The organism is Rhizobium sp. NZLR11, from assembly GCF_019685115.1.
Classification (GTDB): domain Bacteria; phylum Pseudomonadota; class Alphaproteobacteria; order Rhizobiales; family Rhizobiaceae; genus Rhizobium.
The window spans coordinates 12,984-35,350 of record NZ_JABDWD010000011.1 but is presented as its reverse complement, the minus strand read 5'-3'; the positions used below and the strand labels follow the sequence as shown (position 1 = coordinate 35,350).

Genomic DNA, 22,367 nt, shown 5'->3' with positions numbered 1-22,367 from the left:
GAGCCACTCGTTCAATTCGCTGCGTCGGCAGGCTTCCGCTTGTAAACATGGATATAGTCGACGAGCAGAATGGAAGGGTTCGGCGTTTCATCGATCGGCCAACCCGAGCCAAGCGCCAAGTTTACCAACGGATAAAATGGCATGTGGAACTCTTTCGGCGTGTCGAAGCTCCAGATGAACTGACGATCGAAGTAAAAACTCGTCTTGTCAGCTTGGATATCGACGCCGTAGGTGTGATATTCGCTGTTCAAAATTCCGTGCTGGACGCTTTGCCAATGGCCACCGGTGCTGTTCTGGCCGCCCTGGCTCTGACGCCAGACATGAAAGCCCATGCTGAATTCGTAGGGCGCGCGTCCATAATATTCCAGCACGTCGATTTCGGAGGTGTATTTCGACCGATCGAGCCCGATGAGCCAGAATGCCGGCCAGACTCCCTTACCCGGCGGCAGCTTCATTCGTGCTTCGAAATAGCCGAACTGCTGCGAGAAACCTTCACCCTTCGGGTTCACCGACGAAAGCAAGCCCGAGCGCCAGGTGCCGTCGGCCTCCTTGCGCGCCTCGATCTTCAGAATTCCCTGATCGGTGGTAAATGGAAAGCCGGGGGCCGGATCGGTGAAACGGGCATCACCGAAATCACCGTTCCAGGGCGTATGGGCGATCCAGCGGGAGCTTTTCTCTCCCCAGGCCGAAACGTCAAGGCTGTCAAAACTCTCCTCGAACGTCAGCTGGTATGCATCGATATTGAGTGGTTCCTGGGCCACGCTGGGCTGGCCCGGCAACGCGCCCAGACCGAGGACGAGGAGCAAACCGAGCCCCTTAGCAGATATCCCGTAACGCATTACTACTCCTCTGGAAACGCCGAACCAATCATTGGGATGCACTCTTCTCGATCATGAGGTGAAGACCTCGTTTCGTCGTGGCATGAGCCTTTGGACGATGATGGTCTCGATACCGTCGGGCCTTCCGATCATCTGCCACAACAGCAAGGCGACAGCCCAGAAAATCCCCGCTGCCGCCCCGCCGAAAAGCGCGACGCCGACGATAAGATTGAGACCGACAGGCATGGCGACAAGCATCGGCTCCGCCCAGAGCAGGAAAGCGATCATCGGCAAGCTCGCGAGCAGAGGCCGGAAAAAGGACATCAATTGCGCGGCAAAACTCGCGCCGATCAGACGCCTTGTGATGACGAGCGATGCGCCATAGGCGACGAGGACTGCCACGAACCGCGCCCCCAGCGCGCCCGCCACCTGAAAATAGGCGATAGCCAGAATGGTAACCGGAGCCCTGACGGCGAACTCGACAAACATCCTGAGAGCGACATAGCGGGTATTGTTCATGACCATGGCCAATGGCGGCATCATGTTCGTGGGAAGACCGAGTAGGCTGACAAGGCACAGCCATTGCAGGATCGGTGCGGACGATGCCCATTTTTCGCCGACGAGGACGCGCACGGTCGGCTCTGCGAGGAGGGCAAGCGCGATGAGAATGGGTGCCGCGACGAAGGTGATCGCATTCGTCGCCTTTAGATAGGCGGCGACCAGGTTGCGGCGGTCTTCGACGGTGGAGAATGCCGCCATCAGCGGGCGTAGCAACGGTCCGACGAAGGTCTGGTACGGAATGCCCGCGATATTGTCGGCGACGCTGAAGGCGCCGAACGTCGACAAGCCCGTAAAACGCGGCAGAAGCAGCCGGTCCAGCTGCCAATTGATCGAATTCAGCACCTGCGACACGGTATTCCAGCTGATCATGTCCTGAAAATGCTTCCATTCGGAAAGGCTGAACGTCGGTCGCATCGGCGCAAAGACATAGGACGTGATCATCGCCGCCGTCGGGCCGGCGACCGCTCCGATCGCCAGCCCCCAGTAGCTGCCTGTTGCCACAGCTACACCCACCCCGAACAACAATGTCGATCCCTTGGCAATAAGATCGAGCGCGAACTCACGCTTGAAATCGAACCGCTGCATGAAAAGAACCATACGCGGGCTGATCATGCTGCGCATGGCAGGCGCGATCGATAGAACGGCGACAAGGGCGAAAAGCCGCGGATCGGCGTAGACCAGCGCCATTGGCCAGGAGATGATCATCATCAGCAGGCTGATAGCCAGCCCTCTCAGCAGGCTGAGGGTGAAGGCCGTGGCGAACATCTCGTCCGAAGGCGACGATTGGCGCATCAGGGCCTGGGTCAACGGCAGGTCCAGGATCGCCTCGACGATGACCAAGACCGACGTTGCGATGGCGACCAGGCCGAAATCCTCAGGGCTCAGCAGCCTTGCCAGGACAAGGAGGCTGACGAAATCGAGCATCCGCGCGAGGAATTTTCCGCTGATGGTCCAGATGCTCGCCGTCGCCGTCCTCTGAGATACGCTTGACATGATCTGTTTATCTATTCCTCGTCGGGGGCTTGAGACGGATTCGGGCGGGGCGCGGCAAGGCAGGCAGCTCCGTTCCTTCCCCCTCAACCGTGCCGTCTTCTGAAGACGTCGGCAGATCCGTCTCCATGGCTGGACAACTGTCGCTCGATCAGGCTGGACAGACGATCGCGGAATACGGCGGCGGAGAATTTCAGCGAGTGCGCGCGGATTGCATGCGGATCGATATCGTCCTCGACCGCTTCGAACGCTGCCATCGTTTCCAAAAGGGCTTCCGTCGTCTGTTGCGCGAAGCGAAAGCCGACCTGTGGCGCGGATACGGTTTCCCGGGCGCCGCCCGCGTCGAAAGCCAGAACCGGCCGCCCCGATGCCATGGCTTCCACCGGCAGGATGCCGAAATCCTCCGTGCCCGGAAACAACAGCGCGCGGCATCGCGACAGATGGTCGCGCAGCACGTTGAATGGCTGATGGCCGAGAAACTCAACGGTCGGGCCGGCGATCGACTTCAGATAAGATAATTGTTCTCCCTCGCCGATGACGACCAGCTTCCGGCCAGCCTCGGTGCAGGCGCGCACCGCGATATCCGGCCGCTTGTAGGTGGTCAGCTGTCCCGCATAAAGGTAAAATTCGCCTTTCCCCTTCCCCACCGCAAAATCGTCGGTCGCAACGGGCGGATGAATGACGACGGAGTCCCGGTCGTAGAAGCGGCGGATGCGGCTTGCGACATAATCGGAGTTGGCGACGAACACATCGACGCGCGAGGACGTCGTCACGTCCCAGGCGCGCAGCATCGGCGCGGTAATCGACATTAAGGCGCGTCCCAGCCAGGGAAGGCCATGGCGATAGACATGGAACTGATCCCAGATATAGCGCATCGGCGAATGGCAGTAACAGACATGGAGAGCGTCGGCGCGCGTGATGATGCCTTTGGCGGGCCCGGATTCGCTCGACAGGACCAGGTCGTAATCCTGCAGATCGAACTGCTCGAGCGCGAAGGGCATCAGCGGCAGCATCTTGGTATAATGCCGCTGCGCGCCAGGGATCTTCTGCAGGAAAGAGGTGCGGATGTTCCGCGTCTTCAGAAAATCGCTGATGCGATCCCGGTTACAGACGAGGGTGAAGATATCGGCCTGCGGAAACATGCGGCACAGCTCTTCAAGGACCTTTTCGCCGCCGCGCATCGAAACGAGCCAGTAATGCACGATGGCGACCCGAAGTTGCCCGGTTTCGCTTGTGCTTCCGCCCTCGGTGACGCGCCTTTTCGCCATGACAGGCGCATCGGTAAGAAAAGCCCTCGCGTCGGGAAGAGAGGTTGTTGCTTTAAGGGTCAACTCAATACTCCTTGTATCGCCACACCGTCTGTCAGCTCGGAAACCGTATTCGTCGAAATCAGGCTATGGTATTCGGCAAGAAGCGCATCGCGCCATTCCTCGTGTGTCGAGGCGAGATCCGGCGACAGCCGGAAAGCCCGCTCGCTCATGGCGCGGACCTCTTGCTTGGGCATTTGGCTAAATCTCGCCAGAGTGTCGGCAAAGGCGCTTTGATCGGCCGTATCGCAGGCAAGTGCCATGCCGGCTCTTTCCATTTCCTCGGCGAGAAAGGCGCTGCGCGACATGATCACGGGCAGACCGCTCCTGGCCGCTTCGATAGCGACGAGACCGAACGGCTCGGGATAACGCGAGGGCATCAACAGCGCACGCGCCTTGCGGATGGTCGGGCCGATCTCCGCATGCGACTGCCAGCCGACGGCCCTGACGTGATTTCCTGACGCGGCGACCAGCGGCATCAGTGGCCCGTCCCCGATCACGCAAAGCCGGACGCCGGCTCTGCGCGTGGCGGCTAGGGCGTCCTCCACGCCTTTCTCCTCGTCCAACCGTCCGATGAACACGAACTCGTCGTTGGCCTCTGCCACAATCCGTTTGATGGAAAGTGGAGCGACGGGATTGCGGATCGTCGTCAGCCTTTCGGGCCGATAGCCGGCGCCGACGAGAAAGCTCGCCATCTTCTCGTGCAGCAGAATTATCCGGCCGAAATTGGCCTGATCCTTCAAGAGCCGGAAGATATTCGAGCCGCGGGCGACACGCCACAATTTGTGCGAATAGCTTCTCTTGTCGCAAGCCGTCGCAATGCAGCCTCCGCCGAGCGGGCGTCGCAGGCAGATCTCCTGCGCCTGATAGTCGAAGAAGGCGCCGTTCGGGCAAGCCGTGAAGAAATCATGCGCGTGAACCACGCATCGTCTGGCGACCGGCACCAACGCCCTGAAAATCGCGGGGGACAGAATCTGGTGCCAGCCATGCACATGGTAGATGGTGTTGGCGGTATCGTTTGCAGCAATCCAGTTCGCGACCATGCGGACGGCGGCGCCATTGTGAATGCCGGTCACGAACGCCTTCGCACGCTCGGCACTGAGCAGGTCGCGGCTTTTCAGTCCGACCATCGAGACTCCGAGCGCGGCAAGCTCCGCATTGGCGGCGTTATCTCCGCAAATATAGGTCACCGGAATGCCGAGCCCGCGAAAAAGCTTGGCAGACAGCACCGCCAGGCCTGTCGCCCCGCCTCTGGCCACCGAGTAGTCGTCGATAATGACCAGGCGATCGATCTTTGTCGTGCCAGGGCCGAGAAACCGGCCGACGCGTGCGGTGGATCGGCTGGCCTCGGAAGGCGACAGGCGCATCATTTCACCGAAACCGCACCGTTGGCACAGGCTTCCAGCGCCTTTCGGTTAAGAATACGGATCTTGCCCTGCCCCCCGTCGATGATCTTGCCTTCACGCAGGCGCCGCAGGCATTGATTGACCTTCTCGCGGGACGCCGGCAGCGTCGCGGCCAGATCATTTTGCGAAATGATCAGTTCGTCCCCGCTGTTTGCCGCATCTTTTCCATAAACGGCGGAGAGCCGCAGCAGTGTGCTGGCCAGCCTCGACTGCAGGCTCGACGCCGCATTCGCAATGATCCGGAGTTCGAGCTCCGAAATACGCGCCAGCGCCCTGGAGAAGACCTTTTCGCGAAAGCTAGGATCGCTGGCATACATGTCGCGCAGCAGGCGGCCTTCGAAGAAGTGCAACTCGCAGTTGGAACCGGCTCGGTATTCTAGGCTCAACGTCTGTCTGCGCAAAACCTCGAGTTCGCCGATCAGGCCCGATTTTGGGATGATCTCAACGATAAATTCTCTGCCGTCGGGCAACATCGTGCTTGCGCTGACCACTCCCGAATGTACGCGAGCGAACATATCGATCAGGACGCCGGCCCCGGCGATGACCTCGCCGCGCCGGAAACGCCGAACGCTCGACCGGCACGAAAGGAATTCGTCGTCGAGCACTATGCGGCTGCCGAGATGAATGCCGCCACTAGCCGATATCGCCGCCTTGCCGACCCCGGCCCTGCGATCTGATGCGTGAGTCACCCCGTCCATGCGCATACTCCAGTACTCGAATAACGATAGGCAATGCTGCACCGCATCATTTATATTACCTTAATACCCAAGTCAAATAACATCCCCGATAGACAGCGTAAAGATTAAGACTACATTTGGGTGAAAAACAAAAATACACCATCATCGACAATCGAAAACTCGGCGTAACCGAAGAACGATTGTATGATTGGAAAGAGGTGCTCATTAAAAAGTCTTTCTAGTTAAAAAAAAGTCATAATCGAAAAGGTGATATCAAAAATATAATTGAATTTCAGTGAATTAATCACCTTTAAGTATGTTAGATTGCTCTTTAGAATGAAAATAATTCGCCCAAAGGTACAATCGGAGTTCTCTTCTGCCGTCTAGTAGCATAAAGAATTTATTAAGGATTATGACCTTGGTAACAGACAACAAGAGTGCGGCGCAGCAAACTTTGAACGGTTCTTAATCGGAAAGTTTTGGAGACCCCCTATGGCATGGGATGCACATAGTTTCGAAGCATGGTCGCGTGTCGGAAGGTCTGCGAAAGGCGGCGATCTGAATGCGTCCCGGCCTCGTGCAGCAGGCAGATCGTCCAAGCGCGCACTCGACCTTCTGATGGCGATCACCGCCCTGTTCCTGCTTTCCCCGCTTCTTTTGGTCGTCGCCTTGATCGTAAAGGTCTCCGACCGCGGCCCGGTCTTCTACTCCCATACGCGCATCGGCTTCAGCGGCGCGCCGTTCGGATGCCTCAAATTTCGCACGATGAAGACCGATGCGAGTGCTCAGCTTGCCGAATTGCTCGAAAACAACCCAGTTGCACGAACCGAGTGGGAGGCGACCCACAAGCTGAAGGACGATCCGAGGATTACGGCCGTCGGCGACATCCTGAGGCGGTCGAGCATCGACGAGCTTCCCCAGCTGTTCAATGTCCTGCGTGGCGAAATGAGCCTCGTCGGCCCTCGGCCAATCACCGTCGAGGAATTGCCGCGCTACGGCGAGCATATCTGGGCGTACATGGCAGTCCGCCCCGGCCTGACAGGCCACTGGCAAACCAGCGGGCGCAACGATGTCAGCTATGAGCACCGGGTTTCCCTCGACGTTCACTATCTCGATAACTGGTCGCTAGGCCGGGACTTAATCATCATTGCCAAGACCATTCCCGCACTGTTTTCGCAGCGGGGCTCGTACTGAGCAATTAGGAGAGAGCTGCCGATCATGCCTGAAATCGGAAGACATACACCTCCTCCGTCCCCTCCAAGCTGCAGGCACCTGGTCACCCGATACCTGGTTACTCCTTGATATCGCCATTTTGGATTAGGACGACATGACCTCGAGCACGATCTTCAGCGGCGTTTCTTCGATACCTCTGCCTGCCGCAACGACTGGGGCGAATTCACCGCTGACTTTGCGGGATATGCTTTTCTTTCTTAGAATGCGCTGGCTGTGGATTGCGGCGACGACGATAGCCTTCCTCGTAATGGCGGGGAGCTATGTACTGACCGCCGAGCCGACATTCGTTGCCAGCACGCAACTTTTGATCTTTCCCCAGGTGAGCGGCTCCGAAACACAGAGGGCCTTTGCGGAAGACGCATTCATAGAGGGACAGCTGGAAATCGCCAGATCCAGCGACGTCGTCGGCGGAACGGTAACGGCGCTGGATCTCGACACCGATCCGGAATTCGTCGATCAGGCGCCTTCGCTGCAGGACAGGGCAAAGAATTGGCTGACGGGCTTTTCTTCGCAACTGGATACGCCATCGCAGGAAGCGACGGGCAAGGGAACGAGAGAAGCGCAGCCGGAGGGGGAGCGGCTCCATGACTGGGCGACCGCCACCCTGCTGAACATGATGGAAATACGCCGGATCGGAAGTTCGACGGTCATCGAGATATCGGCCGCGGCAACGACCCCTCAGAAAGCCGTCGATATCGCCGACACGCTCGCCAGGCAGTATATCCAGAAGAATATCTCCATGAAGGCCAGCGCCGCCCGCCAATACAGCGACTGGCTGGCGAAGTTCATAACCGAGCAACAGCGAGGACTTGCCGAAGCTGCTAGCGCTTTGGCTGGCTTTACGAGCAATCCGCGCGATCAGTTCAAGCTTGCGGAGCTGCAAAGCGCGACGGACGCCCGCCGCACCCTTTATGAAAGCACCTTGAACCAGCTTACCGAAGCCAAGCAGCGCATCACCTACCCGGTGTCCGATGCCACGATCGTTTCGCGGGCCACGCTGCCTCTTTCGAAGGCCAGGCCACGCAGCACGCTTATCCTCGCCTTTGCGGCGGCGGTCGGTCTTGGTCTCGGCCTGGCACTTGCCATGATAAGGCACGCCGGTGATCGCCGGATCATCCGTCCCCATCAGATCGCGGAGGCCGCTGGACTGCCCTTCGTCACTCTGCTGGCGACATCGAAGAGGGCCAGCAATCGACACCCTGCGCGTTTCCTTGCGGCCGGCACTGATAGCAGCACTGCAGCCGCCTATCCTGATATCCCAGGCATGGCGGAACTGAGCGCGACGGTCGTCGGTCTTCGGCGCAAACGCCGGGTTGTGATTGGAATCGTCGCTATCGATCCCGGCAGCGGGGCATCGACCATTGCGTGTGAACTTGCCGTGCTGTCGTCGATATCAGGAGCTCGGACGCTGTTGATCGATGCGGCTGCACAGAAATCGTCGCTCAGCAAATCGATCGCGCCCTATAGTTCCACCGGCCTCGTCGATGTCCTCGACAATGGAGAACTGATTCAGACGGCGGCATTGCCCCTCACCCCGACGCTGAAGTTCCTTCCCCTCGGCGATGTCGAAGCGGTGACGCCGGCCATTCGCCTGAGCTCCCGTCGCACGCAGTTGAGCTTCGCCGATCTGAAAAAGGAATTCGACGCCATATTCGTCGACATTTCCGCATTCTCCGCTTCTCCGGATGCCAATGCGATCGCGCCGGAACTGGACGGCGTCCTCGTCGTCACCTCGCACGGCCGCACCTCGATCGACGATACCATGCGCATCATCGACACGATGCGGAACGTCGGCGCGGAGATCCTCGGCGCGATCATCAACCATGCACCGAAGAGAATGCAGTCATGACCTCATCTTCGGCAGGAGCAACCAGGCAGGACGGGCCAATCGCGCCGGCGCCTGGTCCTTGCGGCACTGAAGCCGCGTCAGGGGCCGCGAGCCGCCCATTGCGGATTGCCATCGGGATTGCTTCGGCAGGCCGCCCCTCGATCCTGCGGGAGACGATCGATTATCTCACCACCATGCCCGGTCAGGCTGAGCGGTTGATCGTCTGCGTGCCTTCGATCGACGATGCCACCGGGCTTGCCGACCGCATCGACGTGGACGTCATCATCGGCAGCCGTGGCCTGACCTCTCAGCGCAACAGGATCATCGAGGCCGCCGCGGCCGATACGGATATTCTGATATTCCTGGACGACGACTTCATTCCCGCAGCAACCTTCCTGTCGCGGATTGCGGCGGTCTTTACGCTAAGGCCCGACGTCGCGATCGCCACTGGCGAAGTCCTGGCTGACGGCATCCTCGATGGCGGCCTTAGCATGTCAAAGGCCCTGCAGGTTCTTGAAACGGCCGGCGAAGCGGCCGAACAGGTGACGGAGGTCTATAACGCCTACGGATGCAACATGGCGGTTCGCCTTTCATCCGTTGTCGAGCATGCGCTGACTTTTGACGAGCAGCTGCCACTCTACGGCTGGCTCGAGGATGTCGATTTCAGCAGGTCCATCGCCCGCTACGGCAGGTCCGTGCATGTCGAAGGCGCCCGCGGCGTGCATCTCGGCGTCAGATCCGGGCGCCAGCCCGGCCGAAGACTCGGCTATTCGCAGGTTGCCAATCCTGTTTATCTGATCCGCAAGGGCACGATGTCGAGGGCCCGCGCAATCGCACAAATCGGCCGCAACATCCTGGCGAACGCCTCGGGCCTATTGTTCAAAGACCGCTTGATTGACCGTTGGGGACGTTTGAATGGCAATTTGCTGGCGCTTTCCGATCTTCTTGTCGGCCGCGCCTCTCCGTCCCGCATTCTCGAACTCGGCAATCCGTCGCCGCGCGAGATGCCTTCGCCGTCGATCGCAACGAAACGGAGATAGATCAATGCAGCCTACATCCTTGTCCGATCGCCTCATCTCCGCGGCACTCTCCTTGCTGGCCTTCTGCTGCCTGACCGGCTGGAGCGTCGCCCATGCGCAGACATTCACCCTCGTACCGGAAGACAAGGTAAGACTGCGCGTCGTCGAATGGCGCTCGTCGGATTCGCGCTATGCCAGCTGGGAGGCTCTCGACGGCGTCTATACCGTCGATGATACCGGCGACCTGTCGATCCCGATCGCCGGTCACGTGCAGGCGACCGGAAAGACGACGGAAGAGCTCGCCGATGCTATCGCCGGCGCGCTGGCCGAAAAGGCGGAACTCCCGGGCAAGCCGTACATCGCCTTGGAGATTGCCGAGCATGCGCCGATCTTCGTCACCGGAACCGTGCAAACTCCCGGGCGCTATCCTTTTGAACCCAACATGACCGTCATGAAGGTGGTCAGCATCGCTGGTGGTTTCCTGCGGGAACGCGAGGATAATACCTACTTCGAACGCGACCGGATCCAGGCTGCCGGCGCCTACCGAACGGCCGTTCTCAACCGGCGCGATCTCTTGATGCGGCAGGCGCGGCTGCGCGCGGAGATCGCTGGCGAGCAGAGTTTTGAAATTCCTGACGAACTTGTGGGAACGCCCGATATAGACAAGCTGAAGGCACAGGAATTGAACCTGATGCGGCTGCGGCGCGTCGATATCGACAGCCAGATCGAAGCGGCGAATGATCTCACCCGCCTCTATGGCCAGCAGGTCGAGTCGCTTGCGGCCAAGATCAATTCGCAAAAACGGCAGATCGATCTTGCCCAAAAAGAATTGGACAATGTCAACAGCCTGGTCAGCAAAGGCCTGGTCAGCAATTCCCGTCAGGTCTCGGTCGATCGCGGGGTCGCGGATGCACAGGGCACCCTGATCGATCTCGAAGTTGCCCTGACCACGGCTCGTCAGGGCCTCAGCGAAGCTGACCGTTCCAAGATCAACATCGTCAACAGGCAGAACAGCGAAAACCAGGACCTGCTCAATCAGGTCAATCTTGCGATCGGCAGGGCGGCGATCGATATCCAGGTGGCCCAGCTTCTTGGCGAACAGGCCGGCTACGACGCTCAACTCGCCCAGATCAGCACGGACGCACCGGGTCTCGGCAGAGCGCAGAAGAACTACAGGATCGTGCGCCGCAATGACGACGGAACCTATCACAACATCGTGGCGGATGAGCAAACCGCATTGCTGCCGCACGATCTGGTCGAGGTCGGTTTAGACACGGCTCTTCAGGGCTCATCCCAGTCGCCGCAGACCGCGCCGCAGAAACAGAGCTCGACGGTCTCGTCGTCCGATGTGGCCGGGGACAGTCGGCCGGCCCCCGGCTGGGTATCTCAGGCGGGATCGAATTAGGTGGCGGTTGTGATCCTCGACGACAGCGGGCAGCTTTCGCCTCGAGCATCATGCCGAGAGACGGATGCCGGTTGTCGGCAAAAGCGGGGTCTTGGCCGCTTACCCTCCGGATCAGGATCTGAAGCATGTCGATAGAACCGATCGGTTTCATCGTTCTGCTGCTTGGTGTGCTCGGCATGATCAACGGCGCGCGCTTTGCTCTTACGACCCTCTGCCTGTCGACGCTGCTAGGAGCCGCAGCGGCTCTCCAATTGCCCGCGCTCGGCGGCAGCAGCATCCAGCCAAGCCATCTTTTGGTGCTCTTTCTCGTTCTGGCCGCCCTGCTGCGCCCGGCTCAAACGCAGACGGTACTGGCCAGCATCGCCTATCCAGGCCCTGGCTTCTGGTTTGCCAGCTACATCCTGTTTTCCGTGGCATCGTCGTTCTTCTTGCCCCGCATCTTTGCCGGCGCGACCCTCGTCTACTCCTCTGCACGAGACGTTTCGGGGATGATGTCGACAGTGGCTGCTCCGCTGGCTCCAGGCTCGTCCAATCTCAGCCAGTCCGTCTATCTGCTTGGCGACCTCGCCTGCTTTGCCGTCGTCTCGGGGCTTACCAGGCTCGGATATGCCCGTTTCATTGCACAACAACTGATCGTGGCGTCGCTAGTATGTTTTGCATTGGCGCTTATCGATATCGGAACCTTCCTGACCGGCCAGTCCTACCTGCTCGATGTCATCAGGAATGCGAATTATACGATGCATACGGCCGAGACGATCAGCGGGTTCAAGCGCATCGTCGGTTCCTTTCCCGAAGCGAGCACCTATGGCGCGGTCGCGCTGGCCTATTTTTCCTTCACGCTGATGCTCTGGCTGGAGCGTGTTCAAAGCCGCATGGCGGGACTTGCAACGCTTTTCATCGGCCCGACGATCGTGCTTTGCACGTCAACAACCGCCTACATCGCCGGCATCTTCGTTGTCAGCTTGTTCGTGCTGTTCTGCCTGAAACGACTGATCGGCGGCCCGGCAACGACCCCGCACGTGACACTCCTGGTGATCACGCTGTTCTTGATTCCCTGTGCCATCGTTGCACTCAGCCTCGTCCCCGATGCGTGGGATTCCATTGCCGGCCTGGTGAACACCACCTTGTCGGACAAGCTCCAATCGCAATCCGGCGAAGAACGGACCGCCTGGAACACGCTGGCATTGATCGCATTCGTTGATACCGCCACCTTCGGCGCCGGGCTCGGCACGGTTCGAGCCTCGAGTTTTATCGCTGCATTGCTTTCCAATGTCGGATTAACCGGCACTCTTCTCTTCGCCACTTTCCTGTGCAGCCTTTTAAGGGCTTCCGGCCGGCGCATATCAGGCGATCGGGAAACCCACGCGATCGGAAATGCCGCGATTATGGCATGCATCGCCCAGGTCGCCTCGGCGGCGATATCAGGAAGCGGCACCGATCTCGGCCTGCTGTTCAGCACCACGGCGGGTCTGGCTGCCGGGTGCCTGGCACCAACCAATATCTCACCGCGACGCGCAGCCCTGTCGCTTGCCAACCGAACCCCACGGGAGACATCGACATCTCTGATGAGAGCGCCGATGTTTTCAGCACGATGATGCCCGCGCTCGAACTCCGCCGCAGCACGAGAAGGAGCCCGTCGGCCAAAGGCGCTCCTACAAAGCGCGCTGCAGACGGATATGCTGAGAGGTCTGTATCAACATCAGCCTTGCGGGCGCTCGCGGCTGGTCGCGACGTTGTCTGCGACCGAATTATTTTCCCGCAACCTGGCACTACGCCGCAAAAGCCCCGACACGAATACGCCTGCCACATAGCCAATTTCCATCAGTATGAGGATAGCAATACCGGAGAGGACCGCCGCAATCACGGAAGACCCATCGGCGAAAGCCACGCTGCCGAATCCGATTGCCACGAGGAATGCAAAAATTGCGAAGCCCCAGGCACGGATGGAAGCCCCGGCAACGATCGAAATCACAGCTGCCACGAGTGTGGTGATCAGCATCGCAATCCCCATTCCTTCTGCATGCCGACACGGCTCCCAGCACCAATCGTTGGTCCGCGAAACAAGATGTCGAAACACAGCCTTGTGACAGGCAAGGCACTCTTCATGGTGAATATCTCAACAATGATCACACAAAAGCCGCCGGCGGACAGATCCGATTCGGTCACCACCGGACTGGACGCGGGCTATATATACCGAACGGGGCCTTCATATGACAGACCCGTCGGCTCAATTCACAACTGTTCTCTCGACTGGAAAGACAATGCCGGTTCATTTGTATCGCGCACAATCGGAAGGGTGATGGCATGAACAATCAGTGCGTCGTCTACGTCACGGATGTCGAGTATTCATTTCCGACTATTCTCTCGGCGCTTCAGGCTCGCAAATTCGCAAGCCCCGCGACTGATGTCTGCGTTCTCATGTCGGAACATCTCGATAATTTCGTAGAATTGAAAGCCCTGCTCGCCACGAGCGGGGTCGACTTGATGGATGTGACCGGAGCGCTGCACGATTCGCTCGGCAAGCTCGACGGGGCGCATTTCCGGGGACGCATCAGCGTCAGCACGATGGCCAAGTTGGTGCTTTGCGAGATTCTGCCTGCCAACTATACCCAGATCATCTACCTTGATGGGGATACGCAGATCGTCAGCGATCTCGGCAGGCTCGAAAACGCCGCTGTGCCCGAAGGCAGGTTTTTCGCGGCGCGCGATTACACGGCGATCCATGATTTCCTCGACACTGGAAAGAGCAGCCACTATTTCAACGCGGGAGTCCTGAAATTCCATCGCAATGGCTGGATCGGGCAGGAGGCGCTTGAGCTTTTTGCTAAAAATCCTGAGGCCTGCGAGGGCAAACACGATCAGGGCGCATTGAATTATGTCTGTGGCGCATCGCTGATCCTCGTATCGAACCGCTGGAACTTTCCCAAGCAGTTCCTTCATCTCGTCAATATGTCCTCCTTGGCGATCGTGCATTACATGGCGCATCCGAAGCCGTGGCACGGAACCTTCTTTCCATGGACCGACAAGGAAAGCCAAGTTTACGTCGACCTTCGCAAAGCCCATCCGATTTACAACTCGTTGTATCGCGGAATAAGCTTCGATCGTAAGATCCTGTATAAGTACCGGTCGATACGAGCGCGCATCGAACATGCAATTGAGAAAGACGGATCTGATCCGCGGGTCCAAAAGCTGCTGGTTGGCGACTACGCTGTATGAGGACCCATCGTTGGTTCGTCCTGAGGTGAATGTCGGCGTGACCGATCTCAGCATCGCCGGTCGAGCTTTGGATTGCAGGCGCGCGCGCAAGTATTCATCTATTCATACCAGGATAGATAATGTTCAGGACAGAATATGAGTTATAGGGCTTCCGTCGCCAGTATCTCGCATTACGCAAAAGCCCGCCTGCGCCGGTCGCTCAAGGCCCGGCAGGTTCGCTATGACCTGCTGCGCGATGGGCTCACGCAGGCACGTCACGTCGTCATCTGCGTCATCCGCGACGAGGTGCACCGGCTGGCATTCTTCCTGCAATATTATCGTGATCTCGGCTTCGAGCATTTTATCTGCATCGACAACGGCTCGACCGATGGCACGGTCGAGCTGCTGTCCAGCTTCGACGATGTCTCACTTCTTTCTGCCCACGGGTCCTACAAGGCTGCGAGATTCGGAAACGACTGGATCAACGAAGTCATCAATCGTCACTGTCGGGAGAAATGGGTTCTCTATGTCGATGCAGACGAGTTCCTGGTCTATCCCCATTGCGACACACGGCCGATCGATCAATTGACCGCCTATATCGATTCCATGGGCGGCCATTCCCTCCGCTCGGTGATGATCGACATGTACAGCCCCCATCCCGTTCTCGAAAACATATGTGAACCCGGTCGAAATCCGCTCGAAGTCTGCAATCTCTTCGACCGGTCCGGTTATGTCGCGCATTTCGACAAACGCAACTGGACGATTTGGATCAAGGGCGGCGTTCGCGGGCGGGTCTATTTCAACAACCGGCTCTGGGATGGCCCTGCGCTCAACAAGATACCCCTTGTCTATGTCGGGGGTGAACGTCTTTTTCTGAAATCATCCCACCAGGTCTGGCCGCTCTCCCTGAATTTGGGCGACATGAGCGGCGCACTCGGCGTATCTGGCGCGCTTCTGCATTTTAAGTTCCTGTCGACCTTCGTGCACAAGGTTGCCGATGCGGCGCACCGGTCCCAACATACGGAGGAATATGCCGTATATTCCTCGAGCAATAATGTGGATGCCTTCGTCTGTGCCGATACCGGGACCTACAGAAGCTGGAAGGACCTCTCCGATCACGGGCTCATCCAGGGTGAAGGCTGGAAATACTGGAGAAATGCCTCCGAGAGCGAAGTCTGATGCAGGTCACCTAGATGCATATCCCCCGGAAGTGCTCGCGGCGCCGTCTCAAGCGAGGTGCGCCGCACCCTCGGCATAAGCCTCCAACGCCTTCCGATTGAGAATGCGGATTTTGCCATGCGTGCCGTCGACCACTTTGCTCTCGCGCAAACGCCGCAGACACTGGTTGACCTTTTCGCGCGACGCCGGCAGCGTCGCCGCCAGCTCATGTTGGGAGATAATCAGCTCATCTCCGCTATTTTGCGCATCCACTTTGTACACGGCAGAAAGGCGCAGCAGCGTCCCGGCCAGTCTCTGCCTTAGGCTCGATCCCGCATTGGAAATGATCCGCAGTTCGAGTTCGGAAACACGCGCCAGCGCCTTCGACAGAAGCTTCACCTGAAATTGCGGATCGTTTGCACATAAGTCCCGCAGCAACCGACCGTCGAAATAATGCAGTTCGCAGTCGGACGAGGCCCGATATTCCAGGCTGAGGGACTGCTTGCGCAGTACCGCCAGTTCGCCGATCAGGCCGCCTTTTGGAACGATTTCCACGATGAACTCTCGTCCATCTGCAAGCGGGGTGCTTGCACTCACCATTCCGTGCTGAACGCGGGCGAATATGTCGACGACGACACCGGCGCTGGCAATCACCTCACCGCGGCGAAACTTTCGGACACTCGAACGGCAAAACGGGAATTCATGATCCAGATCCCCCCGCCCACCGTATATAATACCTACAGGCCCTGAAGTAACCGCCTCCTCTATTCGCGACGCGCCTCCTTTAGTCTTGTTATCTCTGATGCTAATCGCCCCGTCCATACACACAACTCCACGCAGATTAATTCGTTATTATCGTCGGCGACATTGGAAATACGTTAACTTAGAAAGTCGAATAACGATAGTATAAAGATATCCTGTCGAAATTATACATAAACTATGACGAATGCTCACATTTATATACATAAAGATCTATACTGAATTCCATAAACTGCCATGATCGTAAGCTATGGTTGGATTTTGTACGATCCATGACAATTTCTCAATTACACGACAAATCGGCGCGACAGACGATTAATCCCATTACCACCAATTAATACTAATAACATTTTGTTTACTTAACCGGATGTGCAAACAGTATTTTAAATATGCACAAATACACCTTCGGAGATAAAGAATTTGTTCACCATTATGACCTCGGTCACAGACATCAAGCCTATATTAGAACAAGCTTTCGCTGTAATTTCTGGGCTTCGCCCAACGGAGACGCGGATGGCGGGAAAAAATCAGGGTATCAACCGAAACGATCCTTGGCGGGACTACACCAGGGGACGACAGGAAGGGTATCCATTCAACTCGTCCAAATCCGATACGATCAGCAGGATTCTGAAGCGCGCATTGGACATCACCATTGCGGCGTCTCTCTTATTTCTTCTGTCGCCGCTCCTTCTGTCGGTAGCACTCATCATGACGCTAAGCGATAGGGGGCCCATTCTCAATTCCCATCGGCGGATTGGCTATAGGGGAAAAGAGTTCGGTTGCCTCAAGTTTCGGACGACGAGAGCCGACGCAACGGCCAGCCCGCATGTGACTGTTCTCGGCGACATCCTGACGCGATCGAGCCTCGACAAGCTTCCTAAAGTGATCAACGTGCTGCTTGGGCAAATGAGCCTTGTCGGACCCCGCGCCGTTAGCAAAGAAGAGCTGCCGCGATACGGCGAACATGCCTATGCCTACATCGCGGTCCGTCCTGGTCTGATCGGTCAGTGGCAGACTGGCGAGCGCGCCAACTATCAGAATAGCGTTTGCCTCGACGTCGAGTATCTGAGCAAATGGACGCTCGCATTGGATTTCATGATCATGGCAAAAACTCTGTCGGCCCTGCTTTCCCGGCACGCCTTGCTGCCGAAAGTGGACTGGTAGAGTATTTCCGTTTTCCCCGCCGAAAAGCGTAAGCGGTTTTTGGACGAAATAATGATGCAAAATATCTTATTAAAAACTGGATTTTAGGCAGACCGGCAGCCTTAAACCATCCTGTTCTGGTGGGCGCAAATCGTCATTTTTTGTGGATGTTGCCTTCGTTCCGGACGGCTGAGATACCACACAGAGGCGCAACCTGCCTGTTCAGCCATTGCATTATCCGTGGGGAGGCTTGCCGGTCACTTGTGAGCGCTCGGTGATAGAGTCCTTTTTCCGCCGCTTTTGGATATGCACCCACAATGAGTAGGCGAATAGACCCGCCAGATAGCATATTTCCATCAATACAAGCGCTTCGAGCGAGTAGGCGATCGCTTCGGAAAAGGAGGAGCCTTTCAGCAGGATCACAGCACCCAGGGCAGCGACCAGCAGAAATGCAAAGATTGCAAAGGCCCAGGCGCGAATGGTCGCTCCGGCGGCGATGGAGATGGAAACCACGATGAGCGTGCTCTTCAGCATTTATACTGCTCCTCTCTTCACGCCTCCTTCAAGCCGCCGTCTGCCCTCAATGACATGACAAAACTCAAAGTCGGAACGAAGTCCGATCAAAGTATTTTATCTATTACTGTTAAAATATTGCTAAGAACCGCCTAGCAACCCGATCAACTACGCGAAGAATATTTGGCTATTCCTCAGACAGGGCCATCCATCGTCCAAAATCAAAAGATGCTTGGAGCACGCAGGAAGGTTTAGGTATCGGATTAGTAACGAGGCGCCGCGGTGCTGCCGCGACGTTCCAGCGCCTAACTGAACATTCGTTCGATTGTTCCAAAAAGACAAATCTGAACATAAGCTTGCGTATGGGCACTTATGCACCCGCGATGATCCAAACAGCGCCTGTCAACCCAGCATGAGATGACGACGACGTCAGTGATCTGCAGCAAGCCTGCTCCAAGCTCGGCTTTCACGACGGGATCGGACGCTCCCCCGTGGCGGTCGACCACGTTACAACGAAACAGGGCCCGCCGGTGATTGGTGAGCCCTGCTGATGTCTTTTGCAGGTTAAGCACCGGCGATAAAGTTGCCAGTCTCGCGACCGGCATCGATAAGTCTATTTCGAGACTGCAGCCGCCAATTGCCGTTTTGCGCCGCGTTGGAGACTGAGGTTTTCAAGCCAAGTGACTTGTTTCCTCAATTTCAACGCCGGCTTTTCGATGAATATCCAGGAGAAGGCAGCAAAGCAAGTCGCAACGATGCTGCAGACAATGCCATTCAACAACCAGTTATGCGCCCAAGGCCCGAGCGCTACGAACGCTTGTTGGATGGGATATCCATAGAGGAAGACGCCGTAGGAGTAGTCGGCCCCGCGCAAAACGCCAAGCTTGCGGGGCGAGGTCAGGCCGAGGAAAACCGTGACATATCCCATGGCTGGAATGGCTACGAAATCCCCAAAGGAGGTGAACCAGTAGGCCCAGAATATCATTGCCACAGAGGCAAGGAAAATTCTCACGTCCCAAAGAACCTTGTCCTTGTAGAGATAGAAAGTCACCCCCACGAGAAAAGCGCAAATAAGCAGATTGCCCGATGCGGTCGTGGGCATCGTCGCCCAATCACTTTCATGTTTCCAATACCTTGCGATACCGAAGCTTACGATCAAAGCCGGCGTTGCGATAAGGGCGATCACGCGCCGCCTGACCACGCCAAGCAGAAACAGGGCGGCGATCACAGCATAACACTCGAGCTCGAAGGGTACAGTCCAGAGCTGCCCGTTCACCATCGCGGCGTCGGGATTATCCAGGAATACCCCTGGAAGATTGAAGTGAATGTGCCCTGTGACATTCAGCAGATAGGTAAAGAACTGTGGGTCGGTGAAATAGTCACGCAGGTCATACTCTGTATAGATGGCTCCGAGTATAAAGGCAGCCAGCAATACCTCCACCGCAAGAGCAGGGTAGATCCGGATAAATCGGTTACCGAGAAATGAGATTAATGTCTTCGACCGTTCAAGACTGCCGGCCACCAGGAATCCACTCAAGACAAAGAACATCGGGAGCACTGATTTGATGACAGGACGGAAGGGCGACTCCCAGAGGAAGAGGTCATCGCCGTAGGTGACGCGGGCCGTATGTATCCAAAGCACTGAAAAGGCTAACAGTAATCGCATATAGTCGAATCCTGCCGGTCGCCCGTTCGCTAGATCAAGCTTTTCGCCGAGAAACATCTGTGCCCCTTTCAGAAATATTACTCGATTTGGAATGGCAAGCTGTTGCCGCAGAGCGGCGGCGGCATCATTGCCAGATCGGAGCCGCGTGTCAGTGACCAGAGGTACACCAGGAAAAATTGAACGAGAGAGCTCCCCTCTCCTAAAGACGAGATAGCTGACCATCAACCCAATGGCCCTGTGCTTCCCGAGGTGCCATGCGACGGTCAGATTTTAAATCCAGGCGATCGGGCGGCGGATTGGATGAGGAAACGATGAAATTTCTGGCCACCCTATTCTGTATTGTTCTCGCCTTTATCGGGTTGGGCTTGATGGGAGGCGGCGCCGTGCTGCTCAGCCTCGGCGGCTCGCCCTATTACGCGATCGTCGGGATTGCCTATCTGATTGCAGCGCTCCTGCTATGGCGCCGGAAAGCGTCAGGCGCATTCATCGTCTTTCTTGTTGCCGTTTTCACCCTTCCCTGGGCACTTTGGGAGTCGGGTCTCAATTTTTGGGCACTTTTTGCACGTTTGATGTCTCCCATTGCACTGGCGGGCTTTGCACTTCTTTTTGCGCCCTCGCTTTTGCCAGCCGCCAACCGGAAACTTTTCTATGGCGGCACCCTGCTTGCCGTCGTCCTGTTCGTTGCGGGCTTTAGCCTTGCTTTCACGCCGCATGGGCTGATCCGCCCCTCCGCCGACATCCCCGCCTACAAAATCGCCAAAGGCGACAATGCTCCCTCCGACTGGACATCCTATGGCCGCAGCACGGCAGGAGATCGCTACTCGCCGTTCGATCAGATCAATCGCGGCAATGTTGCCAAGCTAGACCTTGCCTGGACATATCGCACCGGAAAAGGAGAAGGCGCCGATCAGAACACGCCTCTGCAGATCGGCGATACGATCTATAGCTGCACGCCGACGGATGTGATCGCAGCGCTCGATGCAGATACCGGCAAACCCCGCTGGACCTTCGACCCCAAGGCAACGGCGCCTTACTGGCAGCGCTGCCGCGGCCTCGGTTACTATAAGATGCCCCAGGAGGCCCCATCTGCCGACGGTCTTTGCAATGAGCGTCTGGTGCAGACAACGATTGATGCCCGCCTCCTCGAGATCGACAGCAGGACCGGCGCGCCCTGTAAAGGCTTCGGAGACAATGGCACCGTGCAGCTCTCCCAGGGCATGGGCGAAGTCAAGACAGGTTATTATTTCCAAACATCAGCGCCGCTGATTGCCCGCAATCTGATCGTCGTCGGAGGCTGGGTCATGGACAATCAGGAGGTCGGCGAACCCTCGGGCGTCATCCGCGCCTTCAATGTCGTCACCGGCGAGCTCGAATGGGCGTGGGATCTCGGCAATCCTGAGATCACCAAACTCCCGCCGAAGGGCCAGACTTATACGCGAGCCACGCCCAACATGTGGACGACGGCCGCATTCGACGACAAGCTTGGGCTCATCTATGCACCGCTCGGCAATACCACCCCGGATTACTACGGCGTCAATCGCCCGGCCTTCGCCGATCGATACAATGCCACACTGGTAGCGCTCGATGTCACGACGGGACGAGAGAAATGGAAGTTCCAGACCGTGCATCACGACATCTGGGACTATGACCTCCCGGCCCAACCGGTTTTGATCGACCTGCCTGATGGCAATGGCGCCACAATGCCTGCTCTCCTGCAGACCACCAAACGCGGGCAGCTTTTCCTGCTCAACCGGCAGACCGGCGCACCGCTTGCCGAGGTTCAGGAGAACCCGGTGCCGCAGGACGGCGGCGCGCCGGGGGAGAAGCTGTCTCCGACACAGCCCTATTCCGTCGGCATGCCGACAATCGGTGCGGAGCGGGTGACGGAGCAGACGGCCTGGGGCCTGACGATGTTCGATCAACTGGCATGCCGCATCGCCTTCCGAAAGATGCGCTACGATGGCGATTTCACCCCGATCGGCCCGCACTATGCAATCCAGCAGCCGGGAAATCTGGGTGGTCTCAACTGGGGAAGCGTATCGGTCGATCTGCCGAACAACCGGGTCTTCATGAACGATATCCGCGTGCCCAGTCTCTTCGCACTCATCCCACGCGGCGAGTATGTCGATTTTGCCCTCACCACGACCGCGCATGGCCCCTCCGCCCCGCAGCGCGGTACACCATATGGTATGGCTACCGAAATGTGGACCTCGAGGCTCCGGGTTCCCTGCACGCAGCCGCCTTTCGGCACCGTCACGGCAGTGGATCTGAACACCCGTAAGATCGCATGGCAGGTTCCGGCCGGGACCGCCGAAGAACTAGGGCCGTTTAAGATCAAAACCAATCTGCCGATGCCGATGGGCCTGCCGAGTTATGCCGGCACGTCGGCGACTGCCGGCGGTGTGGTCTTCTTCGCCGGCTTTCAGGACTATTATATCCGCGCCTATGACGCCGAGAACGGCTCGGAACTCTGGAAATATCCCCTGCCGGTCGGCTCGAGCGCCACGCCCATGACCTATGTCTCACCTAAAACCGGAAAGCAGTATGTCCTGATATCCGTTGGTGGAGCGCCATATTCGACGGACGTCGGCGACTACGTGCTCGCCTTCACTCTCAAAGACGAACATTAGCCGCTGTCAGCGCACAAGCTTACCCGACCATCTCCACCTCAAACGAACTCATCACGGGA

18 protein-coding genes are annotated in these 22,367 nt (G+C 57.7%); 9 read left to right on the top strand and 9 right to left on the bottom strand.

What is annotated here, in order from left to right; all coding sequences use genetic code 11:
• Positions 1-11: 11 nt before the first annotated feature.
• The 5 genes from HJB83_RS19540 to HJB83_RS19520 all read right to left on the bottom strand — a co-directional run bounded on the left by HJB83_RS19540 (position 12) and on the right by HJB83_RS19520 (position 5,780).
• Positions 12-839 (bottom strand): glycoside hydrolase family 16 protein, encoded by an 828-nt coding sequence (locus tag HJB83_RS19540; protein ID WP_207581594.1) that lies wholly within the window; start codon positions 837-839, stop codon positions 12-14.
• 51 nt (positions 840-890) lie between these two features.
• Positions 891-2,372, bottom strand: coding sequence for a lipopolysaccharide biosynthesis protein (locus HJB83_RS19535; protein ID WP_221132294.1), 1,482 nt, complete (start codon positions 2,370-2,372; stop codon positions 891-893).
• 83 nt (positions 2,373-2,455) lie between these two features.
• Positions 2,456-3,700 carry a glycosyltransferase family 4 protein gene (locus tag HJB83_RS19530; RefSeq protein WP_207581596.1) on the bottom strand — a complete coding sequence of 415 codons (1,245 nt, stop codon included), beginning with the start codon at positions 3,698-3,700 and terminating at the stop codon, positions 2,456-2,458.
• Complete coding sequence (locus HJB83_RS19525) at positions 3,697-5,043, bottom strand: glycosyltransferase family 4 protein (protein WP_221132293.1); 1,347 nt, start codon at positions 5,041-5,043, stop codon at positions 3,697-3,699. The genes HJB83_RS19530 and HJB83_RS19525 overlap by 4 nt, the downstream gene beginning before the upstream one ends.
• Positions 5,043-5,780 carry a Crp/Fnr family transcriptional regulator gene (locus HJB83_RS19520; RefSeq protein WP_207581598.1) on the bottom strand — a complete coding sequence of 246 codons (738 nt, stop codon included), beginning with the start codon at positions 5,778-5,780 and terminating at the stop codon, positions 5,043-5,045. The genes HJB83_RS19525 and HJB83_RS19520 overlap by 1 nt, the downstream gene beginning before the upstream one ends.
• A gap of 471 nt (positions 5,781-6,251) precedes the next feature.
• Here HJB83_RS19520 and HJB83_RS19515 point away from each other — a divergent pair, with 471 nt between their 5' ends.
• The 5 genes from HJB83_RS19515 to HJB83_RS19495 all read left to right on the top strand — a co-directional run bounded on the left by HJB83_RS19515 (position 6,252) and on the right by HJB83_RS19495 (position 12,839).
• A complete protein-coding gene (locus HJB83_RS19515) occupies positions 6,252-6,953 on the top strand; it encodes a sugar transferase (protein ID WP_207581599.1) in 702 nt (233 codons plus the stop codon).
• Between the two features lie 133 nt (positions 6,954-7,086).
• Positions 7,087-8,841 carry a GNVR domain-containing protein gene (locus HJB83_RS19510; RefSeq protein WP_221132292.1) on the top strand — a complete coding sequence of 585 codons (1,755 nt, stop codon included), beginning with the start codon at positions 7,087-7,089 and terminating at the stop codon, positions 8,839-8,841.
• The gene (locus HJB83_RS19505) at positions 8,838-9,860 is read left to right on the top strand and encodes a glycosyltransferase family 2 protein (protein ID WP_207581601.1); all 1,023 of its coding nucleotides are present in this window, start codon (positions 8,838-8,840) and stop codon (positions 9,858-9,860) included. The genes HJB83_RS19510 and HJB83_RS19505 overlap by 4 nt, the downstream gene beginning before the upstream one ends.
• Before the next feature lie 4 nt (positions 9,861-9,864).
• Entirely contained in the window at positions 9,865-11,244 is a 1,380-nt protein-coding gene (locus tag HJB83_RS19500) for a polysaccharide biosynthesis/export family protein (RefSeq protein WP_207581602.1), read from the top strand.
• Positions 11,245-11,369: 125 nt separating this feature from the next.
• Positions 11,370-12,839 carry a hypothetical protein gene (locus tag HJB83_RS19495; RefSeq protein WP_221132291.1) on the top strand — a complete coding sequence of 490 codons (1,470 nt, stop codon included), beginning with the start codon at positions 11,370-11,372 and terminating at the stop codon, positions 12,837-12,839.
• A 104-nt stretch (positions 12,840-12,943) separates the two neighbouring features.
• Here the strand turns inward: HJB83_RS19495 and HJB83_RS19490 are convergent, their stop codons facing one another.
• The gene (locus HJB83_RS19490; RefSeq protein WP_246762687.1) at positions 12,944-13,243 is read right to left on the bottom strand and encodes a hypothetical protein; all 300 of its coding nucleotides are present in this window, start codon (positions 13,241-13,243) and stop codon (positions 12,944-12,946) included.
• A 305-nt stretch (positions 13,244-13,548) separates the two neighbouring features.
• Here HJB83_RS19490 and HJB83_RS19485 point away from each other — a divergent pair, with 305 nt between their 5' ends.
• On the top strand, positions 13,549-14,460 hold the full coding sequence (locus HJB83_RS19485) for a glycosyltransferase (RefSeq protein ID WP_207581605.1): 912 nt from the start codon (positions 13,549-13,551) through the stop codon (positions 14,458-14,460).
• Between the two features lie 135 nt (positions 14,461-14,595).
• Positions 14,596-15,618 carry a glycosyltransferase family 2 protein gene (locus HJB83_RS19480; protein WP_207581606.1) on the top strand — a complete coding sequence of 341 codons (1,023 nt, stop codon included), beginning with the start codon at positions 14,596-14,598 and terminating at the stop codon, positions 15,616-15,618.
• Between the two features lie 48 nt (positions 15,619-15,666).
• Here the strand turns inward: HJB83_RS19480 and HJB83_RS19475 are convergent, their stop codons facing one another.
• Positions 15,667-16,419 (bottom strand): Crp/Fnr family transcriptional regulator, encoded by a 753-nt coding sequence (locus tag HJB83_RS19475; RefSeq protein WP_207581607.1) that lies wholly within the window; start codon positions 16,417-16,419, stop codon positions 15,667-15,669.
• Positions 16,420-16,869: 450 nt separating this feature from the next.
• On the opposite strand from HJB83_RS19475, the gene HJB83_RS19470 reads away from it, so the two are divergent.
• Positions 16,870-17,520 (top strand): sugar transferase, encoded by a 651-nt coding sequence (locus HJB83_RS19470; RefSeq protein ID WP_221132290.1) that lies wholly within the window; start codon positions 16,870-16,872, stop codon positions 17,518-17,520.
• A 213-nt stretch (positions 17,521-17,733) separates the two neighbouring features.
• Here HJB83_RS19470 and HJB83_RS19465 read toward each other — a convergent pair whose 3' ends face one another.
• Positions 17,734-18,033, bottom strand: a complete 300-nt coding sequence (locus HJB83_RS19465; RefSeq protein WP_221116520.1) for a hypothetical protein — start codon at positions 18,031-18,033, stop codon at positions 17,734-17,736.
• A 592-nt stretch (positions 18,034-18,625) separates the two neighbouring features.
• Entirely contained in the window at positions 18,626-19,735 is a 1,110-nt protein-coding gene (locus tag HJB83_RS19460) for an acyltransferase (RefSeq protein ID WP_221116574.1), read from the bottom strand.
• 254 nt (positions 19,736-19,989) lie between these two features.
• Here HJB83_RS19460 and HJB83_RS19455 point away from each other — a divergent pair, with 254 nt between their 5' ends.
• Positions 19,990-22,308, top strand: coding sequence for a membrane-bound PQQ-dependent dehydrogenase, glucose/quinate/shikimate family (locus HJB83_RS19455; RefSeq protein WP_221132289.1), 2,319 nt, complete (start codon positions 19,990-19,992; stop codon positions 22,306-22,308).
• Positions 22,309-22,367: the final 59 nt, after the last annotated feature.